We start from the raw sequence: 23124 nt of genomic DNA, 5'->3' as shown, positions 1-23124 counted from the left end.
TCAATCTAATATAAGAGTACCATTTCGCGCTATATAATTCAAAGTAAAAGCTTATTATTTTTTTCTGAATTGCCTTTTTCGGTCATTTTCGATAAGATTACACTATACTTTTAACAAAGAAAAGAGTGATTCCGATATCCTTACTCCGTTTAATAACAACAACTTTCTTTCATCCTTCTGAAATCTGGAAGGCAATCGAATTAAACAAAAGAAAAACAACTTTTCTTTTTCTGTTAATCTGTTTTTTTGTTTCTATCCCTTATTTTATATCTGGCCTCTCTCAATTCTCCTTAATGGCTAACGATATGGAACGGATAGAAAGCCATCTGCCAGCTTTTATTATTGAAGATGGCCAAATTATCTTTGAAGAGCCTTTGGATAAAGCAATTGTAGCAAAAACAGATTTTGTTAATTTGATTATTGATACAAACGATCAATATGAAGATCGTTTGGAACAAAAGGATATTCAAAACACACCTATTAATCTTTTATTCAGCAAAGAGCATGTGTCTTTTTATGCCACAGGAATTCCAATTACCTTTGCTTATACTGATTTAAATGGTCTTACTGATAATTTCTTACGAACCATTCTACTACAATTTAGTAATACAACGGTGGTTCTTATCCTTACGATGATCGTTTTTAGTTTCATTACTGGAACTTTTGAAGCAGTGTTCCATTTATTTTACTTCACTTTACTGGCTAATTTATTGTCAGCATTCATGAAGGTCCGCTTGCCATTTTCAATTAATTGGAAAATGATTATGTTGGCAAGTGCCGTTCCATTCCTATTGTTTTCAGTCATGAATAGTTTTTCTATACAACCAGGCGGTCAAACATATATCCTTTTAACGATTGTACTTTATATGTATTATAAAGGTGTAAAAAGTTATCTAAAAAACATTACCTGATTTAAGAAAAACGGATAAGCGCCCATTGGAAGCGATTGGTCTAATTTACGCAAGCCATTGATGGCATAACTTAAAAAGGAACGAGGATAAATTAAATTATCCCCGTTCCTTTTTTTAAAGAATTTGTCTTCCATGCTTATTTCTTTTTCTTTCGGTTAAAGTCTGAACCTCTATTCGTTTTAGACTGTCTTTTAATTTGTTCATTTAACTTTTTCTTGTAGTTGGGTTTAACCTTTTTCTTGGCCTTTTTAACCATTCCTCGAATACGTGGATCAACTTCCGTTTGACTCTTAGTGTTTTTTCGTTGACGATTTCTACGATCGTCTATTTCTTCAAATCCACCGTCTTTTATTCGAACTGTTTGAAATTGAATTCCAATACGTTCTAGTTCGTTCACTGACTTTTCTTCATCTGGCGAATAGAGGGTAATAGCTGTTCCTGCTAAATCTTTACGACCCGTACGACCAATGCGGTGAACAAAAAAATCACTATCTTTTGGAATTTCATAATTAATAACATGAGAAACTCCTTCAATATCGATTCCTCTAGCAGCTAGATCCGTCGCAATCATTAGTTGGTATTCCAAATTATGAACCCTTCTCATAATTCTCTTTCTTTCACGAGCTGGAATATCTCCGTGCAGAACCGCGCAATCGTATCCTTTTTCTTTTAACGCATTCGCAATTTCATTTACATTTTGTTTTGTATTTGCAAAGACGAGCGTAAAATACTGCTGTCCAATCGATAAAACATCTTCTAATACTTTTATTTTTGTTTGTCCTTTAGTTGGTAATAAATAATTGGTAATCGTCGGAGCAATCACATCTTTAGGTTCCAAATTGATAATTTGTGGTTTTTCCATATACTTCATCAGGAATGGCTGCAATTTTTGAGGTATCGTTGCGGAAAAGACTAACATTTGCAACTCTCTTGGCAGTCTGCCAGCAATCTGATCAACGTCATGTAGAAACCCTAAGTCTAGTGTCATGTCTGCTTCATCTACTACAAGTATCCCTGCTGTATGAACTTTTAATCCTTGTTCATTCACCAAATCCAAAATTCTTCCTGGGGTTCCGATAACAACATGGGGCTGATTATTTTCTAACTTCGCTAATTGTCTCTTTTTGTCTGTCCCGCCTACGTAATTTGTTACACGGATTTCGGTTGGTGCCTTTGCAACGATTTGAGCAGCAACTTGATAAAGTTGCTCTGCTAGTTCACGGCTTGGCGCAGTAATAATTGCTTGTACTTCATCTTTAGTCGGATCAATTTTATTTAAAATTGGCAATAAGAAACTGTGACTTTTTCCAGATCCTGTTTGAGATCTTCCAACAACACTTTTATTCGATTGAATGATTGGAATAATACGTTGTTGAATTTCAGTTGGTTCTTTAAATCCCAATTCTTCAATTGCTTCCATAATGAAAGATTGAAAGTTGTATTGTTTAAAATTCATGTTCCACCTCTTTGTATTTCTAGTTTTTTGTTATTATAACACAATCGGTTGTAGAGTCCTTTTTATTTCAAAATTCTCATAATTTTAAAGTCATTATTTTCATAATGTGAAATACGAGCTTGCACATGAAAAATGAAAATAGTATAATGAAACAATGAATATTTTCCAATATACGGAGGAGGTTTTCCATGAACACCGATATTAGCGCACTGTTCACTATCTTTGGAGCAACGGGTGACTTAGCGCATCGTAAACTTTATCCATCCCTGTTCCGACTTTATAAAAAAGGATTTATTAATGAAAACTTTGCAGTTATTGGAACTGCTCGTCGTGAATGGACAAATGACTATTTCCATGAAGTTATCGCTGAGTCAGTAAAAGATTTAGTTGATAATGAAGATGAATTAGTTAAGTTCACTTCTCATTTTTACTACATTTCTCATAATGTTAAAGATGCTGCTCACTATGTCGAATTAAAAAAACTATCAGATCGATTAGATGAAAAGTATACGCTGAAAAATAACCGTATCTTTTATTTAGCAATGGCTCCAGAATTTTTTGGTACGATCGGTGACATGTTAAAACAAAATGGCTTAATTACAAAAGACGGTTTTAGTCGTCTCATTATTGAAAAACCATTTGGATCTGATTTAGACACTGCAAAAGAATTGAATGAGCAATTAAGTCATTCCTTTACAGAAGATCAAATTTATCGTATTGACCATTATTTAGGAAAAGAAATGGTTCAAAACATTTCTGCGGTTCGATTTTCCAATATGATTTTTGAATCACTGTGGAATAATAAGTATATCGACAATATCCAAATTACACTAGCTGAAACAGTCGGTGTCGAGGATCGTGGCGGTTATTACGATAGAACAGGCGCTCTCCGCGATATGGTGCAGAACCATGTCTTGCAAATTATTGCTCTACTCGTTATGGAGCCGCCGATGTCGCTGTCTGGTGAGGACGTTCGTGCTGAAAAAATTAAAGCGCTCCGCTCTCTCCGCGTTTATAAGTCTAAAGATGAAGTTTGGGAAAACTTTGTTAGAGGGCAATACACATCGAATGATGAGGTTGCAGGTTATTTAGATGAACCTAACGTAAATTCGGATTCCGATACAGAAACATTTGTTGCAGGAAAAATATCCGTTGATAATTTCCGTTGGGCGGGTGTACCATTTTATATCCGTACAGGGAAACGCATGGCTCAAAAAGAAACTTATATTCATGTTCAATTCAAACATGTTTCAATGGACCTTTTCCCGACAGAAGATGTTGATGAAATTGCTGAACCAAATATTTTAACCATTCACATTTCTCCATTAGAAGGCTTCTCTTTACGATTAAACACAAAGAAAGTCGGGCAAGGAACCGAGATGAAAAACATTCGTATGCACCAAATTATGGATGAAGAAACACTAATGAATAGTCCAGAAGCATATGAACGTCTACTATTGGATTGTCTAAATGGCGATCCTACGAACTTTACTCATTGGCAAGAAGTTGAACAGTCATGGCGTTTCATCGATCAAATCCGTAAAATATGGGATGAAGAGCCTGATCAACTATACCAATATGAGAGTGGCACAATGGGACCAAAAGAAAGCTACCAGTTACTTGAAAAAGATGGAAATAACTGGATCGAATTCAATTGGAAACATACAAAATAATCAAAAACAAGAGCCTATTTGCATCCTGCGGATAGGCTCTTGTTTTTTAGTAATATACGTCGTGATTATAGAACAGGCTCTTCGCTGCTTTTATTCCACTCTACCATCAACTCTTCAAACTGATGGATGATTTCTTCTACTTCTTCGAGATCTTTCGCATTTGCTCCACTCGCTAATGGATGTCCTCCACCGTCATGAAGTTTTGCGACTTCATTGATAATCGGTCCTTTTGAACGAAGCCGGCATCTATAGCTGCCAGTCTCTTGCTCTACAAAAATCCCCCAGCACATTATCCCTTCAATGGTACCTGGAAGCGGGACAACAGGCGCTGTATCCTCATCTTTTGCATCAAACTTTTCTAGAATTTCCTTAGTTAGGATAATATGACCAACGCCTAAATCACTGATTTCAATATTTTGTAAAACAAAACCTGATAAATTAGCAACCTTTTTAGTATTCGTATTCATCAGCTGTCCGATTTCCGATGCAGAAAAATCAAATTCCATTAACTTTGAGGTAATTTGCATCGTTCTTGCAGTGGTAGCCGCATATAGAAAACGTCCAGTATCCCCAACGATTCCAGCGTATAAAGCTCTTGCTGCCTCTTTTGTCAACGGTAATCGTTCGTTCAAATATAAGGAAAGATCTGCTATGATTTCACTGCAACTGCTTGCTTTATCATTAACAAGACTAATATCACCGTAATGATCTTCATCAGGATGGTGATCTATTTTAATCATTTTCTTTCCTTTTGAAAAACGTTTATCGTCAATACGCGGTCGATTGGCTGTATCAGTTACAATAACCAGCGCATCTTTATAAAGTTCCGTGTTAACTTCATCCATTTTTCCAATAAAGGATAAACTTTCAACTTCTTCCCCTACCGCAAAGACACTCTTTTCTGGGAACCGGTTACGAATCAAATGAGCCAACCCTAATTGTGATCCTAATGCATCAGGATCAGGCCTGACATGCCGATGGATGATGATGGTATTAAATTCTTCAACTGATTGATAAATATCTTCATATAATTGTGTAAACAATATGTATAGCTCCCCTTTACGTTCTTTCCATAATTTGACAAACAACAATTGCTTTCGCAACAATTGAATTTTCTAGGTAAACTTCTACGTCTAATTTTGACGAACGTCTGCCTAATTCAAAAATATTGGTTCGAATTTCAATAATACTGTCAATCTGGATCATCTTAAAATGATGAACATCCATTTGTTCAACTACCGCATTTCTTTTCTGGAATTGGTGTAAGATTTTTTTCGTTACATTTGAAATAACTTCGCAAAGAACACCAAATGAAACCGTACCAATATTATTTGTCATTTGCGGTGTTACTTGGAATCGATAAACAGGCAACTCTCCAGCAACTGTCTCACGTTCGTAAACTTCAATGCCGCTTAGGATTTGGTCTTCGATCGTGTTCCCTACTTGAGGCTGTCTTTGTGCCAATTGCATTGCTTTCATGACATCTTGACGAGAAATGATTCCAAGTAGTTGCAAATTATCTTTTACTACAGGAAGAACTTCCAGCCCATCCCAAATCATGCGGTGAGCAACACTTGCGACACTCATGTGAGTTTTAGCGATAATCGGATCTTTTGTCATGACTCTTTCCATGGAAAGGTTATCTGATTTCCCTAATGTGTCTTTTGCAGTAATCATTCCCACTAAACGCATATTATGGTTAACAATCGGAAAGCGCGAATGTCTACTCTCTTCGTTTAATTCGCGATATTCCAGAATTGTTTGGTCCATAAATAAATATTTTGTCTCCTCTAAACGAGTAAAAATATCATTTACCAACATAATTTCTTTTTTAATCAGTTGATCTGTCATTGCACGGTTAATCATTGTAGCAACAGTAAACGTATCATAAGTTGTACGTAGTATTGGCATTTCAACTTCATCCGCTAATCTTAATATTTCCTCATCTGTATCAAAACCACCGGTAATTAAAACAGCGGCACCTTTTTCTAGTGCATACTTTTGAATATTGTTTCGATTTCCGACAATCATCAAGGATCCGGGACTAATGTAACGATCGATTGCATCTTGCTGCATTGCACCAATAATGAATTTACTAAGTGTTTTATCCAACCCTTTTTTGCCGCCAAGAATATCGCCTTCAATAATATTTGCTATCTGACCAAAAGAAAGTGTTTCGATGTTGTCTTTGGATTTTCGTTCAATTCGAATTGTCCCTACTCTTTCAATTGTAGAAACAAGTCCGATATTTTCTGCATCTTTAATTGCCCGGTAAGCAGTTCCCTCGGACATCTTTAGATTCTTTGCTATTGAACGAACAGAAAGTTTCTCGCCCACTGGCAGTGTTTCTATATACTGAATAATCTGCTCATGCTTTGTTGCCATTTTATTCCCTCTCACGTTTGAAATTAGTTATCATTATACTCCTATTGAATCTCCGGCTTGTAAAACAATACCGACTCCTTCATTTAATAATGAAGTAAAATCAACTGGATCTTGTTCAATTAATGGAAAAGTATTGTAATGAATGGGGACTGCTTTTTTTGCTCCTAAAAATGTTACTGCTTTTGCTGCATCTTTTGGTCCCATTGTGTAATTATCGCCAATCGGTAAGAATGCTAAATCAATTGGAAAGTCTTCTCCAATTAGTTTCATATCAGAAAACAGAGCGGTATCACCTGCATGATAAATCGTTTTTCCTTGATCATGAAGCACAATACCAGCAGCTAATCCTAAGGGGATTGACTCTTCTTCTGTCTCATAAGTTGAGCCATGAATGGCAGGCGTCATTTTTAAATAGCCAAAATCAAATTGATATCCGCCACCAGGTTGCATGCCGTGTGTTTTCAACCCTTTTTTGCTAAAGAAATCTGCAATTTCTACCGTTGAAATAAGTAGTGCTCCAGTCCGTTTTGCAATTGCTTCCGCGTCTCCCACATGGTCATTATGTCCATGAGTAATAACGATTACATCGCATGTAACTGTGCTAGCATCCAAATCGGTTGATGGATTTCCATTAATAAAAGGATCAATCAGAATCTTCTTACCGTTGCTTGTCTCCATAATTACACAAGATTGCCCATGCCATGATGCTTTCATCTTTTTCATCCTTTCTGTTATTATCTGTTTCTTTCTGCTGTACCATTCTGTTACTATCCTATCACGAAAAAGTTTTTTCTCCAACTGAAAATTCATCAATAATTGACAAAGTATATTCTATAAAATTACCCAAATAAGTGATTCTAAATAATAAAGAAGGCCAGGAATACGATTCCCACCTTCTTTGTCTATACTTTATCCTAATGCTACATCCAAAATCATCATGACTGTAAATCCAACCATCAATCCGATTGTCGCTATATCACTGTTGCCGTTTGTCTGTGATTCTGGAATTAGTTCTTCAACCACTACGAAAATCATAGCTCCAGCAGCAAAAGCTAAAGCGTAGGGTAAAATAGCCTGCATCGACAAGACTGCTGCAGCTCCGATAACAGCAGCCACTGGTTCAACAATCGCTGATAACTGTCCTAAATTAAAAGCCTTCCATCGACTGTTTCCATCTGCACGAATCGGCATCGATAAAGCAGAACCTTCGGGAATATTTTGGAGTCCAATCCCCAATGCCAATCCAATCGCACTCATAAGCGTATTTTCTGTTGCTAGTCCGTGAGCTGCCGCACCAAAGGCAACCCCTACCGCTAAACCTTCCGGTATATTATGAATCGTAATCGCTAAAAATAGTAGTAAATTTCTTGAGGCACCTGTTTCGGGTCCTTCACGATTTTCAATCGGTTCGCCAAGATGGAGATGCGGAATAATGGCATCCGTTAAACGTAAAAAAGCACCGCCTAATAAAAAACCAATAGCTGCCGGCACCCATGAAAAAACGCCATATCCGTTATCTTCTGCATAAGAAATTGATGGTGCTAACAAAGACCAAAAGGATGCTGCAATCATTACTCCTGCAGCAAAACCACTCATCACATCTAATACTTTACGATTTACCGTTTTAAAGAAAAATACAAAAGCTGATCCCAACACCGTACATCCCCAAGTAAACAAGCCGGCGATCAATGATTGTAATATTGGATTATAATTACTAAATGTCTCTAACATCCCCATCTATCCTCTCACTTAAAATTTATCTTTTCCCCACAATGGCAATTGGATATTTGTATAATATTGGGGAGCAAGTTGTGTAACAGTGATTCCTAATAAGCGAATTTCTTTTTCAACTTCTCCATGCTCTTGCCATAATTGTGATGCTTTCCAATAAACAGCCTCTTTTGATTCAACAAATTCAGTAAAACTTTTTTGCCTGGTTAATGTTGTGAAGTCAGCATACCTAATTTTCAAAACTACTACTCGCCCGTGCATTTTATGTCTTTCTAAGTTACGGGCAACTGATTCCGCTAATAGTTTCAATTCTTCATCCACTTGCTCCTCGTTCATTAAAAAGATTCGATAGGTATGTTCTTTTCCAATTGATTTTCGTTCCCGATTCGGATTCACTTCGTTATTGTCAATCCCCCGAACTTTTCGATAAAGTACGTATCCCATTTTTCCAAACTCATCAATTAAAAACTCCGGAGAAAGTTGGTGCAAATCGTTGCCGTTTTTTATTTCTAACTGCTTTAATTTCTCTGCTGTTTTTTGGCCAACACCATAAAATTTTTCAATCGGTAATTCCAATAAAAACCCTTGAGCCTCTCGAGGTGTAATAACAGTTATTCCAGCTGGTTTCTTAATATCGGAAGCAATTTTTGCAAGGAATTTATTATAGGATACACCCGCCGAACAAGTCAGCTGGAGCTCCCGCCAAATTTGAGCTTGGATTTTTTTCGCGATAATAGTAGCACTTGGAATATTCTTTTTATTTATCGTAACATCCAAGTACGCTTCATCCAATGATAAAGGCTCAATTAAATCTGTGTATTGGTGAAAAATGGCTCTAATTTGCGAAGATATGGTTTTATAATAATCCATGTTCGGAGAAATAAAAATAGCATGCGGACAACGTTCATAAGCTAGTTGTGCACTCATTGCTGAATGAACACCAAATTTCCGCGCTTCATAATTTGCTGTCGTAACAACTCCCCTCCCCCCGTTTCTCGAGGATCGCGCGCAATGATTACGGCTTTTCCTTTTAATTCGGGATGATCCCTTTCCTCAACTGACGCATAAAAAGCGTCCATATCAATATGAATAATTTTTCTGTTGACATTGTTTTCCGGTTCATTAAATGTCAATAATCCATATTGCATGTTTACCGCCCCTAACTATTTTAAAGAAACTTTAACCTCTTTTCGGAAGACTGTTAATCTTTTTTTAAGCAAAGTTAAACTCATCTAGTATTATTATATTCTTTTTTCGACAGCAGAGCAATAAAGGACTTGGAACAACTCCAAGTCCTTTATTGCTATCTATTAGTTATTTATTTTCCGTAGTATGCAGCATATAAAACTTCTTTTAGTTCACTAATCAATGGTTGTTTTGGATTTGCGGTCGTACATTGATCTTCAAATGCTAGTTCAGCAATTCTATCTCCATCATTTTTCAACCATTCTTCCGAAACACCCTGCTCTTGGAAGCTCATCTTAATACCTACATCTTTTCCAAGTTGATGTACTGCATCTGCTAGAGCTTCTACTAGTTCTTCCGTTGTCTCGCCTTTCAATCCAATATAGCGAGCAATGGTTGCGTAATCTTCATCCGCTCTAAATGATTCATATTTTGCCCACATACTTAATTTTGAAGGTTCTTTCGCGTTATAACGAATAATATGCGGTAACAATACTGCATTAGTTCTACCATGAACTAAATCCCATAGTCCACCAATCTTATGCGCAATTGAGTGAGAAATCCCTAAAAATGCATTTGCAAATGCCATTCCAGCAATCGTAGAAGCATTATGGATCTTTTCACGAGATACGCGATCTCCCTTCTCATATGAATCTCTCAAGTGATCAAATACTAATTTAATTGCTTGAAGACTCAATCCACGTGTATAGTCATTTGCCAATACAGAAACATAAGATTCAATCGCATGAGTCAAGACATCCATTCCTGTATCTGCTGTGACCACTTTAGGAACACTATAAACGAACTGCGGATCCACAATCGCTACATCAGGTGTTAAGGCATAATCTGCTAATGGATATTTAATATGTGTTTCGCTATCTGTGATAACGGTAAATGGTGTTACTTCAGAACCTGTACCGGATGTTGTAGGGATACATACCAAACGAGCTTTTTCCATTGGATCAATCTTATAGGTCCGTTTACGAATATCCAGATACTTTTGTTTTGCACCAAAGAAACTGCTTTCTGGATGTTCATAGAATAACCACATTGCTTTTGCAGCATCCATTGGCGATCCGCCCCCAATAGCAATAATTGTATCAGGATTAAAATCACGCATTTTTTCTGTTCCGCGATTGACTGTATCTGTTGATGGGTTTGGTTCAACATCTGAGAAAATCGTGTAGACCACTTTATCTTTTCTTTGTTTTAATTGCTCTAATACAATATCTACATAACCTAGCTTCATCATACCTTCGTCACAAACGATGAATACACGTTCAATATCTCTCATATCACGCAAGTAACGTACTGAATTCTCTTCAAAATAAATTCTGTCAGGAACTTTTATCCATTGCATGTTATTTCTCCTTTTCGCTACCGTTTTAATATTCAATAAGTCGAATGAAGAAACATTCCCCGATACAGAGTTTCTTCCGTACGAACCGCATCCAAGTGTTAAGGAAGGAATATTATTATTGTACAGACCGCCAATACCGCCTTGTGCTGTAGGAGAATTTACTAAAATACGACAAGCTTTCATCTGTTTTCCAAATTCAAGAATTAAATCATCATCTGTCGTATGAATACATGCCGAATGTCCAAGTCCATCTAAAGCAAGCATATCTTTACTCAATTTGAAAGCATGTTGGTGAGAAGTTGATTTCATCATTGCCAATACCGGCGATAGTTTCTCTCTTGATAAAGGATATTCTGCTCCCGCTCCAGGTAATTCAACAATCAACAACTTTGTGTCTTCTGGAACTTTAATCCCTGCCAATTCAGCAATTTTCGTTGCAGCCATTCCAACAATTTGAGGATTTACCCCTTGCTTGTCTTCGCGCATCATAGCTGCTTCTAATTTAGCCACTTCTTTTTCTTTTACGAAGTAAGCTCTTCTCTTTGTAAATTCTTTTTTAACTTCATCATAAATTTCTTTATCGACAATGACTGCTTGTTCTGATGCACAAATCATTCCATTATCAAATGTTTTGGAAAGCACTAAGTCATTTACCGCTCTTTTAACATCAGCAGTCTTTTCAACATATGCCGGTACATTACCTGGACCCACGCCTAGAGCTGGTTTACCAGTTGAATAAGCAGCTTTTACCATCGCTGCACCACCAGTAGCCAACACCGCAGCAACATCCGGATGATGCATCAATAGATTTGTTTTTTCCATTGAAACACCGTCAATCCACTGAATACATCCTTCTGGTGCACCTGCTTCAAGAGCTGCTTTATAGAGAAGCTCGGCAGTCGCGACTGAACATTTCTCAGCACTTGGATGGAAAGAAAAAATAATTGGATTGCGTGTCTTCATGCTAATGAGTGCTTTAAAAATAGTGGTTGATGTAGGATTCGTTGTTGGAATAATTCCTGCCAAAACTCCTAAAGGTGCAGCAATTCGAACAATTTGGTCTACATCATTATCTTCAATAATTCCAACAGTTTTATTTTTTTTGATTGAATGCCAAATGTTCTCAGAAGCATAAATATTCTTCAAACATTTATCTTCGTAAACGCCCCTGCCTGTTTCTTCAACAGCCATTTTTGCGAGTTCCATATGTTGATCAAGTGCAGATAATGCCATATGCCGAACAATCTCATCTATTTTTTCTTGATCCATTAATTCCATTTTTGCTAAAGCTTTCAAACCATTTTCTGCGAGATTATCAATCATTTCTTCAGGTGCAGTTTGCACTTCTTTCACATTCAAAGCTGACATATAAAACATCTCCTTGTTTGTTCTTTATTTCACAAATTATTATATTACATCTTTTAATCATTGTAAACACCTTTTTGTATTTTGTTTCACATGTTTATAAACCCCTTCACATCAACCACCACCCCTAATCGTTATTATTTAAACGTTGTAAGCGCTTTTGTGATTGATTTAACAATTAAAGAAAAAAATAGATCCGTTGTTGATTCCAACGGATCTATTCCTCTTCTTAAAAAAACTCTTCAAAATTAATTTCTTCCAAAGATGAAACATTATATACTTGCGCTTCTAACGACTTATAATCAAAATATTGATTTACATTAAGATTCAATATTTCGAATACTTGTTGGTAGTAGTATTGTGGCACGGAATGTCTCCAGACAAGATTTTTAAAACAAAGAATCAAATCGCTTGTCTCGATATTTGAATATCCTTCTTTAGAAAATTCCGACACCTTTAGTTCAAACCATGGAAGCAATTCTTCGTAAAAATCAGTATTTTCTTCAGTCATCCCGCTCTCCACTCCATTTTGAAATAAGAACTATTCGTTCGTTTCCTCATTGTCTTGAGTGATATCGTCTGACTCTACAATTCCCGCTTCTGTTGTAATTGTTGAAGCTTTTACAACACGCGAAATAGAACGTTTTTCAAATGTTAAGAAAATCCCTTCGCAATCAAGTGTCACTGTATTATTTGTCGTATTTACTTCGTCTACAACCCCGTGTAAACCACCAATTGTAACTACGCTATCTCCAGGTTTTACTTGGCTCAGCATATCTTGTGTTTTCTTTTGTTGTTTCTTTTGAGGACGAATAAGAATAAAGTACATTACTCCAAATAAAAGTCCGTAAAAAAGAATCATCGTTAGTCCTTGTGGCATAATAAATTCCTCCATCATTTTTAATGTATATATAAAACCTTACCAAAACAGCAGCTTACTTACCATAACTATTAGAAGTTTTTAGCATTTTTTTGATTATAACCGTATTCTTCGATAAATGCTTCACGAAACTCTAATAAATTATCGTCCAAAATTGCTTGTCGAACTTGATTCATTAGATTTATCAAAAAGTGTAAATTATGATAACTTGTAAGACGCAATCCAAAGGTTTCGTCTGCCTTAAATAAATGGCGAATGTAGGCACGTGTATAGTTTTGACAAGTATAGCAAGAACAATTTTCATCTAATGGTCGAAAATCTCGTTCAAATTTAGCGTTTTTAACTACTAAACGTCCTTTGCTTGTCATACAAGTACCATTTCTTGCAATTCTGGTTGGCAACACGCAATCAAACATGTCTATTCCACGAATAACACCATCAATCAAGGAATCAGGTGCTCCTACGCCCATCAGATATCTCGGTTTTTCATCAGGAATAACCGGTGTAAGATAGTCTAATACTGCGTTCATTTCTTCCTTCGTCTCTCCAACTGATAAGCCACCAATTGAATATCCAGGAAAGTCCATTGACATAAGATCTTTGGCACTTTGCAAACGAAGATCTTTGTAGCCGCCACCTTGGATGATTCCAAATAATCCTTGCTCTGCTGGCTTTTTATGCGCTTGTAAGCCACGTTCTGCCCAACGACTGGTTCGCTCAATGGACTTCTTAATATAGTCATAACTTTCATTAAAAGGCGGACACTCATCAAAGCTCATGATGATATCTGCTCCTAATTTATTTTCGATATCAATCGCTTTTTCTGGTGAAAGAAACATCTTTGCGCCATTTAAATGGTTTCTGAAATGTACTCCCTCTTCCGTGATCTTACGATTTTCCGCTAATGAGAACACTTGGAATCCACCTGAATCTGTCAGAATTCCTTTATCCCAGTTCATAAATTTATGTAATCCGCCTGCTTCTTCTACTAAGTTTGCACCCGGACGCAACCACAAATGATAGGTATTGCTTAAGATAATTTGCGAGCCCATTTCTTTTAACTCTTCAGGAGACATTGATTTTACAGTCGCTAATGTCCCAACTGGCATGAACATAGGAGTTTGAAACGTTCCATGTGGTGTAATAATCTCTCCTAGTCTTGCACCAGTATGTTTTTCTTTCTTTATTAACCGATAACGGATTGCTGGTTCAACCAATATTTTCCCTTCCTTCTAAAACTAGTCACTCCATAGTATACCACAGTAAAAATAATCCGTGAAATAAAAAAAGCGCGATTACTCAAGAATAAATCTTGGATAATCGCACTTTTTTATTTTAATATTTCTCAATCTGTTCTTTTTGCTTTTTCAAAACATACATAGCCTCATCTTTACTTCCACAAGGGTATTCAATCGCTGCTGGAACACCCTCTGGAAAAGAACTTAGTACATTTGGTATGTTCACAACGCCTGTTTCAAAATGAGCTAGTTCGAGCTCCCCTTTTTGGTTTCGTTTTACATTTTTAATATGGATGTAATGAACGAAGTCCTGCAAAACATGGGCAGCTTTTTCAGAATCTTCTTGAATATAGACAAAGTTCCCCGTATCAAATGTTATTTTTAAAGGCAATTTTTTTTCGTGAGCTGTTACAATCAATGCAGACAATTTTTCAGGACTGCCCCCATCTCTTGATTGATCATTTTCAATACTTAGTTGTATCTTCGGAAACTCTTCCATTATTCCTTTTAGCTTATGAATAATTCCAGGTGAAAATCCTTCATATTGACCTAAAGTGAGTTTTATTTGACTTGCTCCCATTTCAACAGCTTCTTTAAAATACTGTTTCAATTGAGGATTTATTTTACCAGACTCAAAAAGAACTGATGGGACAGAATAAAATAATGGTAGATTTAGAGCAGATGCCTGTTTCTTCGTTTCTTTGAATTCACTTTCCAGATCACGAATGAATTCTCGACGTATTTCAACGAAAGAAAACTCTAATTCTTTTATGTCTTTCAAATATTCCCATTGTTTTTTCTTACCTTCAAGTAATTCCTTATTAAATACAAGGGTGTTCACTCCAATTAACCGAGACATGCAATCCTTCCCTTCGTTAAAAATCTGGCTTTTCTAAAATAACAGTTGCAATAACTGCTTCTTTAAGCCATTTTTTATCAGAAATTTCTTTATCCAATCTGGTTTTATTAAAACGAGACGAGGAAGAAGCAGTCTGTATGGATTCAGTTAAATCTTTTCCAGAGATATCTTCCATAAAATAATCAAACTCATGAACGACAGAGTCATATTCGCTTTGTAACTGAGCATCTTCTCTATCCAACCAATCCAAATCAATATATTCTTCATCTGCAGAAGGTTTTTCGACAACCGCTTGTGGCGTTTTTTGAGAACCCATGGGTCTTGATGCAGTCTGTCTTCTTGATGACCCAGAACTAATTTCTGCAAGCGATTTTTGAACGCTCGGCCATACATCAGGTCTTCTGATAAATTTAATCAATTCCACTTCAGCATTGGGAGAATTAAAAATACTTTGAATTTCTTCTTTGTATTCTTCCGGTAAATGGTCTTTTAATAAGCGATACAAATCAGCAGGTTTGTACTTCATTAATTCTCTTAATCGAATGCTCTGTCCATCTGTTTTCGCACTCGTAGATTGCCAAGAAGTACTCCTTTTTCTTTGCTGCGAACGCGCATTTGTCCTAGTTCCTCTTTGTGCATTTCTTCTACTTGGAGATGACACGGATGGCTCTTTTGCTATTTGTCTACTTTGCTGCGTTCTTGTTTGTTGTGTCCATTGATTTTGAGTTCGTTGCTTTCCTTTGCGCATTTCACGTAAAAAATTACGAACAAAGATAATCCAAATCACAACAATAAAAATCAATGCAGCGAAATTAAATAAAGTTGGTAGTAAAAAAGTCCATGGGCTCATTAGGAATCACTTCTGTCTTTATTTCCTGACAGTGAGTTTCTCATGTCCGTATCCGCCGTAATGTTTTTCATTTTATAATAATCCATTACGCCAAGGTTCCCTGAACGAAGAGCTTCTGCCATCGCTAACGGAACTTGCGCTTCTGCTTCAACAACTTTTGCACGTTGTCTTTGAACTTCAGCAATCATTTCTTGCTCTTCTGCAACAGCAAGTGAACGTTTTTCCTCTGCTTTTGCTTGAGCAACGCGTTTGTCCGCTTCAGCTTGCTCTGCTTGTAATTTAGCTCCTACGTTGCGTCCTACATCTACGTCAGCGATATCGATTGATAGAATTTCGAATGCTGTACCGGAATCCAATCCTTTACGTAAAATGGTCTGTGAGATAGAATCTGGATTCTCTAATACTTGCGAATGGGCTTTTGCAGAACCTACAGTAGTTACAATCCCTTCACCAACACGGGCAATGATTGTCTCCTCACCAGCACCACCGACCAAACGTTCAATGTTCGCACGAACAGTTACTTTTGCTTTTGCTTTTACTTCAATACCATTCATAGCTACACCAGCAATAATAGGTGTTTCAATAACTTTCGGGTTAACACTTACTTGAACCGCTTCAAAAACGTTTCTTCCGGCCAGATCAATTGCAGCTGCTTGCTCGAATTCAAGATCAATATTCGCACGCTGAGCAGCAATCAGTGCATCAATAACCTGATTAATATCTCCACCAGCCAAGTAATGCGCCTCTAATTCACCTGTGTCAATAACCAGCCCAGCTTTCGTAGCTTTAATCAAGGGCTGAACGACTAAGCTTGGTGATACCCTTCTTAATCGCATTCCGATTAATTCTGAAATTTTTAACTTTACTCCTGAAAAATATGCAGTAATCCATAATCCCACAGGTACGAAACGGAAAAACAAAGATAAAACCAAGATTACGATTACGGCAATGATAACAATGCCGATAATACCTTCTTGCATATTACGCCAACTCCTTCACTATAATTTTTATTCCTTCTACATGTATAACTTGAACCGATGCTCCTTCGCGAATCACATTTCCATCACTTAAAACATCCAGTACTTTGCCATCAATTTCAGCTTTTCCTGAAGGACGAAGCGTCGTAACCGCTGTTCCCGTTTTTCCTAAATAAATCGTATAATCTCTTCCAGTAGAATATCCACGATTTTTTTGTAACGATGTTCCAAGTACCAAACTACTCTTACCAGGTAAAAAAGTATATCCTTTTTTTAACAAGATATAAGCCGTAATCACTGCAATCACTATCGCAAGCCCTAAATCAAACAGGCTTCCCCATAAATCATTTTGATTGGAGAGATAACCAAGAGCGAGCAATACGAAGCCTGCTATCCCAATTAAACCAAAATCCGGAATAAATATCTCCAGTATGAGCAGGAAGATACCAGATAAAAAGAGTAGGAATGTTACCCAAGAACCGTCTCCCACCATCATAAAGTAAATAAAGAAACTGATAATTGACAAGCCGCCAAATACATAAAATTTATTCGTAAATAACATAACAACCAAACAAATAAAACCAATTACCAAGAAAAGCAATATTATCACCTCCAACATAAAATACATATTCGTAAGAACAAAACTTTACACTATTATTTTATCGTACATTTGCAATTAAATAAAGCGACAACAATATTTTACTAGTATTGTTGCCGCTTTATCTTAATGATCTTTTAGAATAGAAAAATTAATTTTTCCGTCTACTAAATTTATCAGCACATGTTGGTTTTCTTGAATCGAACCTTTAATGATCTCTTTCGCTAATAAGTTTTCAATTCGATTGGTAATAAATCTTCTTAGAGGGCGTGCCCCATATTGAAAATCATAGGCATTTATTGTAATCCACTCTTTTACTTCTTCCGAAATCGATAACTTGATTTGACGGTTAGCCAGCCGCTCTTGTAACTCCAGAATGATTTTATCAACGATTAGATGGATGTCTTCTTTGTTAAGTGGAGAAAACAGAACCGTGTCATCAATTCGATTGAGGAATTCTGGCTTGAAAGTTATCTTTAATAAATCAAGCACATTATTTTTAGTTTCTTCCGTTATTTCACCATTTTCTTCCATACTGTTCAGGAGATATTGAGATCCGAGATTACTTGTCATAATCAAGACTGTATTCTTGAAATCAACCGTTCTACCTTTCGAGTCAGTTAATCGACCGTCGTCCATTACTTGAAGAAGGATATTAAATACATCCGGGTGAGCTTTTTCAATTTCATCCAGGAGCACAATTGTGTAAGGACTTCTGCGAACCGCTTCCGTTAATTGGCCGCCCTCTTCGTATCCAACATAACCTGGGGGTGCACCAACCAAACGACTTACTGCAAATTTTTCCATATATTCACTCATATCAATTCGCACCATATGGTCTTGTGAATCAAATAAGTTTTCAGCAAGTGCTTTTGCTAATTCTGTCTTTCCGACCCCTGTAGGTCCTAAAAATAAAAAGGAGCCGATTGGTCGATTCGGTGATTGCAAGCCTGCACGAGAACGAAGAACTGCATTTGTGACGCTTTCTACCGCCTCATCTTGTCCAATCACTCGTTTGTGTAAAGTTTCTGAGAGAGTTAATAGTTTTTCTTTCTCCCCTTCTACTAACCGCTTAACTGGTATGCCCGTCAAGCGTTCTACGACCGATGCTATTTCATTTTCGGTAACGGCTTCTTGAACAAGCTTTCCTTCGTCGGTTTGGGTCTCAGCATTTTTTCGCTCTAAATCAGCCAGTTCTTTCTCTAATTGTGGAATGGTTCCATGTCTTAGCACCGCTGCTTTTTCTAAATCATATTCTGACTCGGCGTCTTCTAGTTGTCTTCGAGCGATTTCCAATTCTTCTCTTTTGGAACGAACCGTTTCAGCTTCTTCTTTTTCTATTTCCCATTGCATCTTAAGCCTGTTTGCTTCTTCACGAGATTCGGCCAATTCATTTTGTATGCTTATTAACCGCTGCTTGCTTAATTCGTCTTTTTCTTGTTTTAATGCAGCTTCTTCAATTTCAAGCTGCATTAGTTTGCGAGTTACTTGATCAAGTTCTGTCGGCATGGAATTCATCTCTACTTTGATACTGGCACAAGCTTCGTCAACTAAGTCGATGGCCTTATCCGGAAGAAAACGATCCGTGATATAACGATTAGAAAGTGTTGCTGCAGCTACAATCGCATTATCTTGGATGGTTACGCTATGGTGTATTTCAAAGCGTTCTTTCAATCCTCTTAAAATCGTAATGGTATCTTCTACTGTTGGTTCTGCAACTACTACTTTTTGAAAACGACGCTCCAAAGCTTTATCTTTTTCAAAATTTTGTTGGTACTCATCCAATGTAGTTGCACCAATACAATGCAATTCTCCACGAGCTAACATTGGTTTTAGAAGATTTCCTGCATCCATGCTACCTTCTGTTTTTCCGGCACCGATAATGGTATGGATTTCATCAATAAATAAAATGATCCGTCCATCACTTTTTTTCACTTCTTTTAAAACACTTTTCAGACGCTCTTCAAATTCACCACGGTATTTCGCTCCTGCAATTAAAGCACCCATATCGAGAGAAAAAATCGTCTTGTCTTTTAAATTATCCGGCACATCTCTTCTGACGATCCGTTGAGCCAAACCTTCAACAATTGCAGTCTTCCCAACGCCTGGTTCTCCAATGAGGACAGGGTTGTTTTTTGTTTTTCTTGAAAGAATTCGAATGACATCTCGAATCTCTTCATCACGGCCAATAACCGGATCATGCTTGCCGCTTTTCATTGCTTGAATCAAATCAATTCCATATTTTTCCAATGCTTGGTATTGTTCTTCTTGATCTTGTGAAGTCACACGATCACCGCCTCTTATTTCTACTATTTTGTTTTTTATAATTTGCTTGCTTAGTCCATTCTCCTTTAAATAGAGGGTTAGTGGATGATGGGATAGTGAATAAAGAGCTAACAAAACCACTTCGGTTGATAAGTATTCATCTTGGAATTCTTCCATCTCTTTATTGGCTTCAAGGAAAAGCTGGTAAAGATTTTGCCCAAAAGACTGACCGTATTGAATATTCGTTCCGGATACTTGTGAAATTTTATCGAGTTCCTTATCAATCACGTGGTCCAATGCTTGTAAATCCATCCCTAAATCTTGATAGAAATTTCTAGCAAACGAATTTGGCTGCATCAATGTTTTCCATAGATGAGGAATTTCAATAAATTGATGTTTCCTATTAATTGCAATATTCTGTGCTTCTCCTAACGCTTCTTGCATCGCGCGAGTCATCTTTTCTACTTGCATTTCAGTCACCTCTTCTTCAGTCCATAAGGTAATTATACAACCTTGGTCAGTTATGGTCAAAAAATAACACTATCAAAAATAGCTTCTGACTTAATAATTTTTCATTAGTCAGAAGCTATTGCTTTTAATAACGGCCAATAATCTCCGCGAAGAAGGTCAACGCCAAACCTTGTCCCCAGCCTTGAAGCCAGTTTTTCGAAATGTCGCGGTATCCTGCTAAATCCCTCATGACTGCTGTACCTGCAGATACATTTAGAACCCGACCATCATCGCTGACATTATCAAAAATACCGCCAATCGATTTTTGCAGGTACTTTAAGCGCAGCGGGTTATGCTTGACAGCCATGGCTGCTGCAATCCCTGCGGATGCAGAAATTTCTTCATAAGATTCGGAGTCATCCAAAATAGTCCGCCACAAACCATTTTCAGTTTGCAGTAGTTTCAGAGCCGAAAGCTGCTCTTCAAGCGCACCTAATACATCCATATACTTGGGATAAAGATAGGCTTCGGGTAGTCGAGCACAAACTTGAGACATCGTATATGCTGCCCAAGCATTAGCTCTTCCCCAATAAAAGCTAGATAAATTACTTTTGCTTGTATCTTCGTAACCATGATAAAAGAGGGAGGTTTCAGGATTTTGTAAGTATTTAATATGCCAATAATACTGATGGAGTGCATCATCAATTAATTCTTCCTTCTTAGTGATAATGCCCACCCTCAGCATCAAAAAAGCAGCCATAAATAAAGTATCAGCCCATGCTTGCCCAGGAAAATCATCATTGGAAGATACAGTGTGCTGCAAAACACGGTCACCAAAGCGCAGTGCTTCATGTTGTAAATAATCAATTTTACTCAAAACTAAATCCCAATACTTCTGTTCGCCAGTGACTTCGTATAAGGTAATTAATGCATGTCCCATAGCACAACGATTAACTGTCCAGCCGTACCCGTCGTCTAGGTCGATTAATTCATCTATGCGGTTTTGTAAAAGATCGATATATTCCTGTTTACCTAGAACTTCGTAAGCCTGGCAGATTCCATAATAGGCGACCCCGGTTCCCCAGTCCCATGTCAAATCCATCTGCATGGTTCTTTCTACAATGGCATCCATTTTACCGATTATCTTTTCCTTTTCAAAGGTTAATTCATTCAATTGATAAATACCTACTTTCCATTTTTAATGAAAAACCGCCATGTTTTCGGAAAAACTCCTCGACATGGCGGCTTATTAAAACAATCTTACTCTACTTCTAATAAACGCGTTGAATTTCCATCCTTATAAGCCTGTAAGCGTTCCTCTACAATCTCCCTAAATCCAGCATCGTGAAATTGTTGTGCGTACTCTTCGTATAAACTTTCGAACTCACTTGGATCAGCCATTACTAACTTATCACGAAGCTCTTTATATGTTTCTGTTAAACTTCCCGAGTATTCTACTTCTGCTTCAATTGGGACTGAGAATGACGGGAAGTTGACAGCGTAAGCTTCCTTGTATAGTTCAGATTTACGATTTGTAATAGCTAAAATCTCTTCATTAAATTCTTGAGGAAGACCTTTAGGACTAACTGCTGAAATCTGATCCTCTAAGTCTCCGACAACTCGAGAAGCTGTTACGATACACCAGTAGTCAATGTTGTTATTGTAGCCTTGCTTCTTGTCGCCTTCGTAATCAACCACACTTTCTGGTAAAGCTGTTTCTTCGTTAATTGTATAGTTTTCGCCTTCAACTCCCCACTGCATAATCTTTAAATTATCTTCATCCGCAATCCAATCCAAATACTTCCAAGCAGCCTGAATTTCATCATCCGTTGCTAAAGAAGAGAAACCAACGATCATACCAAATGGGTTATCTGCCATGTAGACTGCTGATGTACCAGCTTCTTCATCCACTTCGGCTGCAGGAACAATACCCAACTCAGCTTCAGGATTGTTTTCATAAAATGATATGAGCCAATCCATTGTATTTGAAATGTAAGAGCCAAACACAAAGCTTTCCCCATTGGCGAATTTCGCTTGAGCGGATGCAGTATCCGTTAAATAATACTCCGGATCTGTAAAGCCAAGGTTGTAATGATTGTTCTCTCTTTCTAATAATGCTTTGTTAGCATCAAATCCTAAAGCAGGGATAACGGCAGAAATATAACTTGCCCACTCTTCTTCGTTAATTGGGAAATCCATGAATATCCAAGGAAGGTCTGCCCCTTGGCTCGGAATCATTGTTCCACCTGCTGGATGATCTGCTAAGCCAGCATCTTGTATTTTCGTCATGGCATCCACCCATTCGCTATAAGTTTTTGGATACTCATCGTAGCCAACTTCTTCTAGCCAGTCTTTGCGATAAAACTGTTGGAAGTTAAAGCCATTGGACCAGTTTGGTCGATTTCCTAAAACAAAATGTGTTTCACCATTCATTTCCGTAAAGGCCATTTGTCCTTCTGCATCCATTTGTTCGAAGTATTTTGGTGCAGCTTCTTTAAACTCTTCCATATCAAATGTTGCAAGATATCCTTCGTTTGCCCATTGTGATAATTTAGGATAGTCATACTCCATTAAAATAGTGGGTAAGTCTTGAGATGATGCCAGTAATGCATAATCAGTCATAACATCCGATCGATTAATAGCGACATACTCAACAGTGATATTATTTGGATTACCAAAATTTTCTTGAACGTAATCGGTCCAGTAATTGTCCGTTACATTCGGCACACCTTCTACACCACGATCATAAACAGGGATTTTTAATGTAACTTGCTCGCCTGCCCCAGTTGAATCGCTTGAACCGCCGCCAGCAGTTCCACTATCCATTGAGTCATCGCCACCACTGCTGCTACATCCTGATAACGTTAACAAAGCTGCACTCCCTAAAAGTATCTTTCTCCAATTGCTATTCTTCATCATTTTATTCCTCCTGTTCATTTTT

The 23124-nt window shown here is 37.3% G+C and carries 18 protein-coding genes and 1 pseudogene; 2 read left to right on the top strand and 17 right to left on the bottom strand.

Annotated elements, in window-relative coordinates; genetic code table 11:
- The first annotated feature begins 125 nt into the window (after positions 1–125).
- Entirely contained in the window at positions 126–911 is a 786-nt protein-coding gene (locus tag EJN90_RS11710; RefSeq protein ID WP_164544083.1) for a DUF1189 family protein, read from the top strand.
- Positions 912–1047: 136 nt separating this feature from the next.
- Here the strand turns inward: EJN90_RS11710 and EJN90_RS11705 are convergent, their stop codons facing one another.
- Entirely contained in the window at positions 1048–2367 is a 1320-nt protein-coding gene (locus EJN90_RS11705) for a DEAD/DEAH box helicase (RefSeq protein WP_126111455.1), read from the bottom strand.
- 188 nt (positions 2368–2555) lie between these two features.
- Here EJN90_RS11705 and zwf point away from each other — a divergent pair, with 188 nt between their 5' ends.
- On the top strand, positions 2556–4040 hold the full coding sequence (zwf, locus tag EJN90_RS11700) for a glucose-6-phosphate dehydrogenase (protein ID WP_126111453.1): 1485 nt from the start codon (positions 2556–2558) through the stop codon (positions 4038–4040).
- A gap of 65 nt (positions 4041–4105) precedes the next feature.
- On the opposite strand, the gene EJN90_RS11695 is transcribed toward zwf, so the two are convergent.
- The 16 genes and pseudogenes from EJN90_RS11695 to EJN90_RS11620 form a co-directional block, all read right to left on the bottom strand.
- Complete coding sequence (locus EJN90_RS11695; RefSeq protein WP_126111451.1) at positions 4106–5083, bottom strand: DHH family phosphoesterase; 978 nt, start codon at positions 5081–5083, stop codon at positions 4106–4108.
- Between the two features lie 16 nt (positions 5084–5099).
- Positions 5100–6425 carry a DRTGG domain-containing protein gene (locus EJN90_RS11690; protein ID WP_126111449.1) on the bottom strand — a complete coding sequence of 442 codons (1326 nt, stop codon included), beginning with the start codon at positions 6423–6425 and terminating at the stop codon, positions 5100–5102.
- Between the two features lie 33 nt (positions 6426–6458).
- Positions 6459–7139 (bottom strand): metal-dependent hydrolase, encoded by a 681-nt coding sequence (locus EJN90_RS11685; RefSeq protein WP_126111447.1) that lies wholly within the window; start codon positions 7137–7139, stop codon positions 6459–6461.
- 195 nt (positions 7140–7334) lie between these two features.
- Positions 7335–8156 (bottom strand): ZIP family metal transporter, encoded by an 822-nt coding sequence (locus EJN90_RS11680; protein WP_126111445.1) that lies wholly within the window; start codon positions 8154–8156, stop codon positions 7335–7337.
- Between the two features lie 18 nt (positions 8157–8174).
- Positions 8175–9304 (bottom strand): annotated as a pseudogene (dinB, locus tag EJN90_RS11675) (DNA polymerase IV).
- Between the two features lie 170 nt (positions 9305–9474).
- The gene (gene adhE / locus EJN90_RS11670; RefSeq protein WP_126111443.1) at positions 9475–12069 is read right to left on the bottom strand and encodes a bifunctional acetaldehyde-CoA/alcohol dehydrogenase; all 2595 of its coding nucleotides are present in this window, start codon (positions 12067–12069) and stop codon (positions 9475–9477) included.
- A gap of 226 nt (positions 12070–12295) precedes the next feature.
- Positions 12296–12577: a post-transcriptional regulator gene (locus tag EJN90_RS11665; RefSeq protein ID WP_126111441.1), complete on the bottom strand. Its 282-nt coding sequence runs from the start codon at positions 12575–12577 to the stop codon at positions 12296–12298.
- A 30-nt stretch (positions 12578–12607) separates the two neighbouring features.
- The gene (yajC, locus tag EJN90_RS11660) at positions 12608–12946 is read right to left on the bottom strand and encodes a preprotein translocase subunit YajC (protein ID WP_227872511.1); all 339 of its coding nucleotides are present in this window, start codon (positions 12944–12946) and stop codon (positions 12608–12610) included.
- Positions 12947–13017: 71 nt separating this feature from the next.
- A complete protein-coding gene (gene tgt, locus EJN90_RS11655) occupies positions 13018–14163 on the bottom strand; it encodes a tRNA guanosine(34) transglycosylase Tgt (RefSeq protein ID WP_126111439.1) in 1146 nt (381 codons plus the stop codon).
- 118 nt (positions 14164–14281) lie between these two features.
- Positions 14282–15043 carry a sugar phosphate isomerase/epimerase family protein gene (locus tag EJN90_RS11650; protein ID WP_126111437.1) on the bottom strand — a complete coding sequence of 254 codons (762 nt, stop codon included), beginning with the start codon at positions 15041–15043 and terminating at the stop codon, positions 14282–14284.
- A 16-nt stretch (positions 15044–15059) separates the two neighbouring features.
- A complete protein-coding gene (locus tag EJN90_RS11645) occupies positions 15060–15893 on the bottom strand; it encodes a hypothetical protein (protein WP_126111435.1) in 834 nt (277 codons plus the stop codon).
- On the bottom strand, positions 15893–16873 hold the full coding sequence (floA, locus tag EJN90_RS11640; protein WP_126111433.1) for a flotillin-like protein FloA: 981 nt from the start codon (positions 16871–16873) through the stop codon (positions 15893–15895). Before floA ends, EJN90_RS11645 begins: the two co-directional genes overlap by 1 nt.
- A 1-nt stretch (position 16874) precedes the next feature.
- Positions 16875–17471: an NfeD family protein gene (locus EJN90_RS11635; RefSeq protein WP_164544082.1), complete on the bottom strand. Its 597-nt coding sequence runs from the start codon at positions 17469–17471 to the stop codon at positions 16875–16877.
- Between the two features lie 123 nt (positions 17472–17594).
- Entirely contained in the window at positions 17595–20204 is a 2610-nt protein-coding gene (gene clpB, locus EJN90_RS11630; protein ID WP_126111429.1) for an ATP-dependent chaperone ClpB, read from the bottom strand.
- Positions 20205–20328: 124 nt separating this feature from the next.
- Entirely contained in the window at positions 20329–21357 is a 1029-nt protein-coding gene (locus tag EJN90_RS11625; protein ID WP_126111427.1) for a glycoside hydrolase family 88 protein, read from the bottom strand.
- 86 nt (positions 21358–21443) lie between these two features.
- The gene (locus EJN90_RS11620; RefSeq protein ID WP_164544081.1) at positions 21444–23102 is read right to left on the bottom strand and encodes an extracellular solute-binding protein; all 1659 of its coding nucleotides are present in this window, start codon (positions 23100–23102) and stop codon (positions 21444–21446) included.
- Positions 23103–23124: the final 22 nt, after the last annotated feature.

This window comes from Jeotgalibaca ciconiae, assembly GCF_003955755.1.
GTDB classification, from domain to species: Bacteria; Bacillota; Bacilli; order Lactobacillales; family Aerococcaceae; genus Jeotgalibaca; species Jeotgalibaca ciconiae.
The sequence above is the reverse complement of the archived record's forward strand: the minus strand, read 5'-3'. Positions and strand labels throughout refer to the sequence as shown.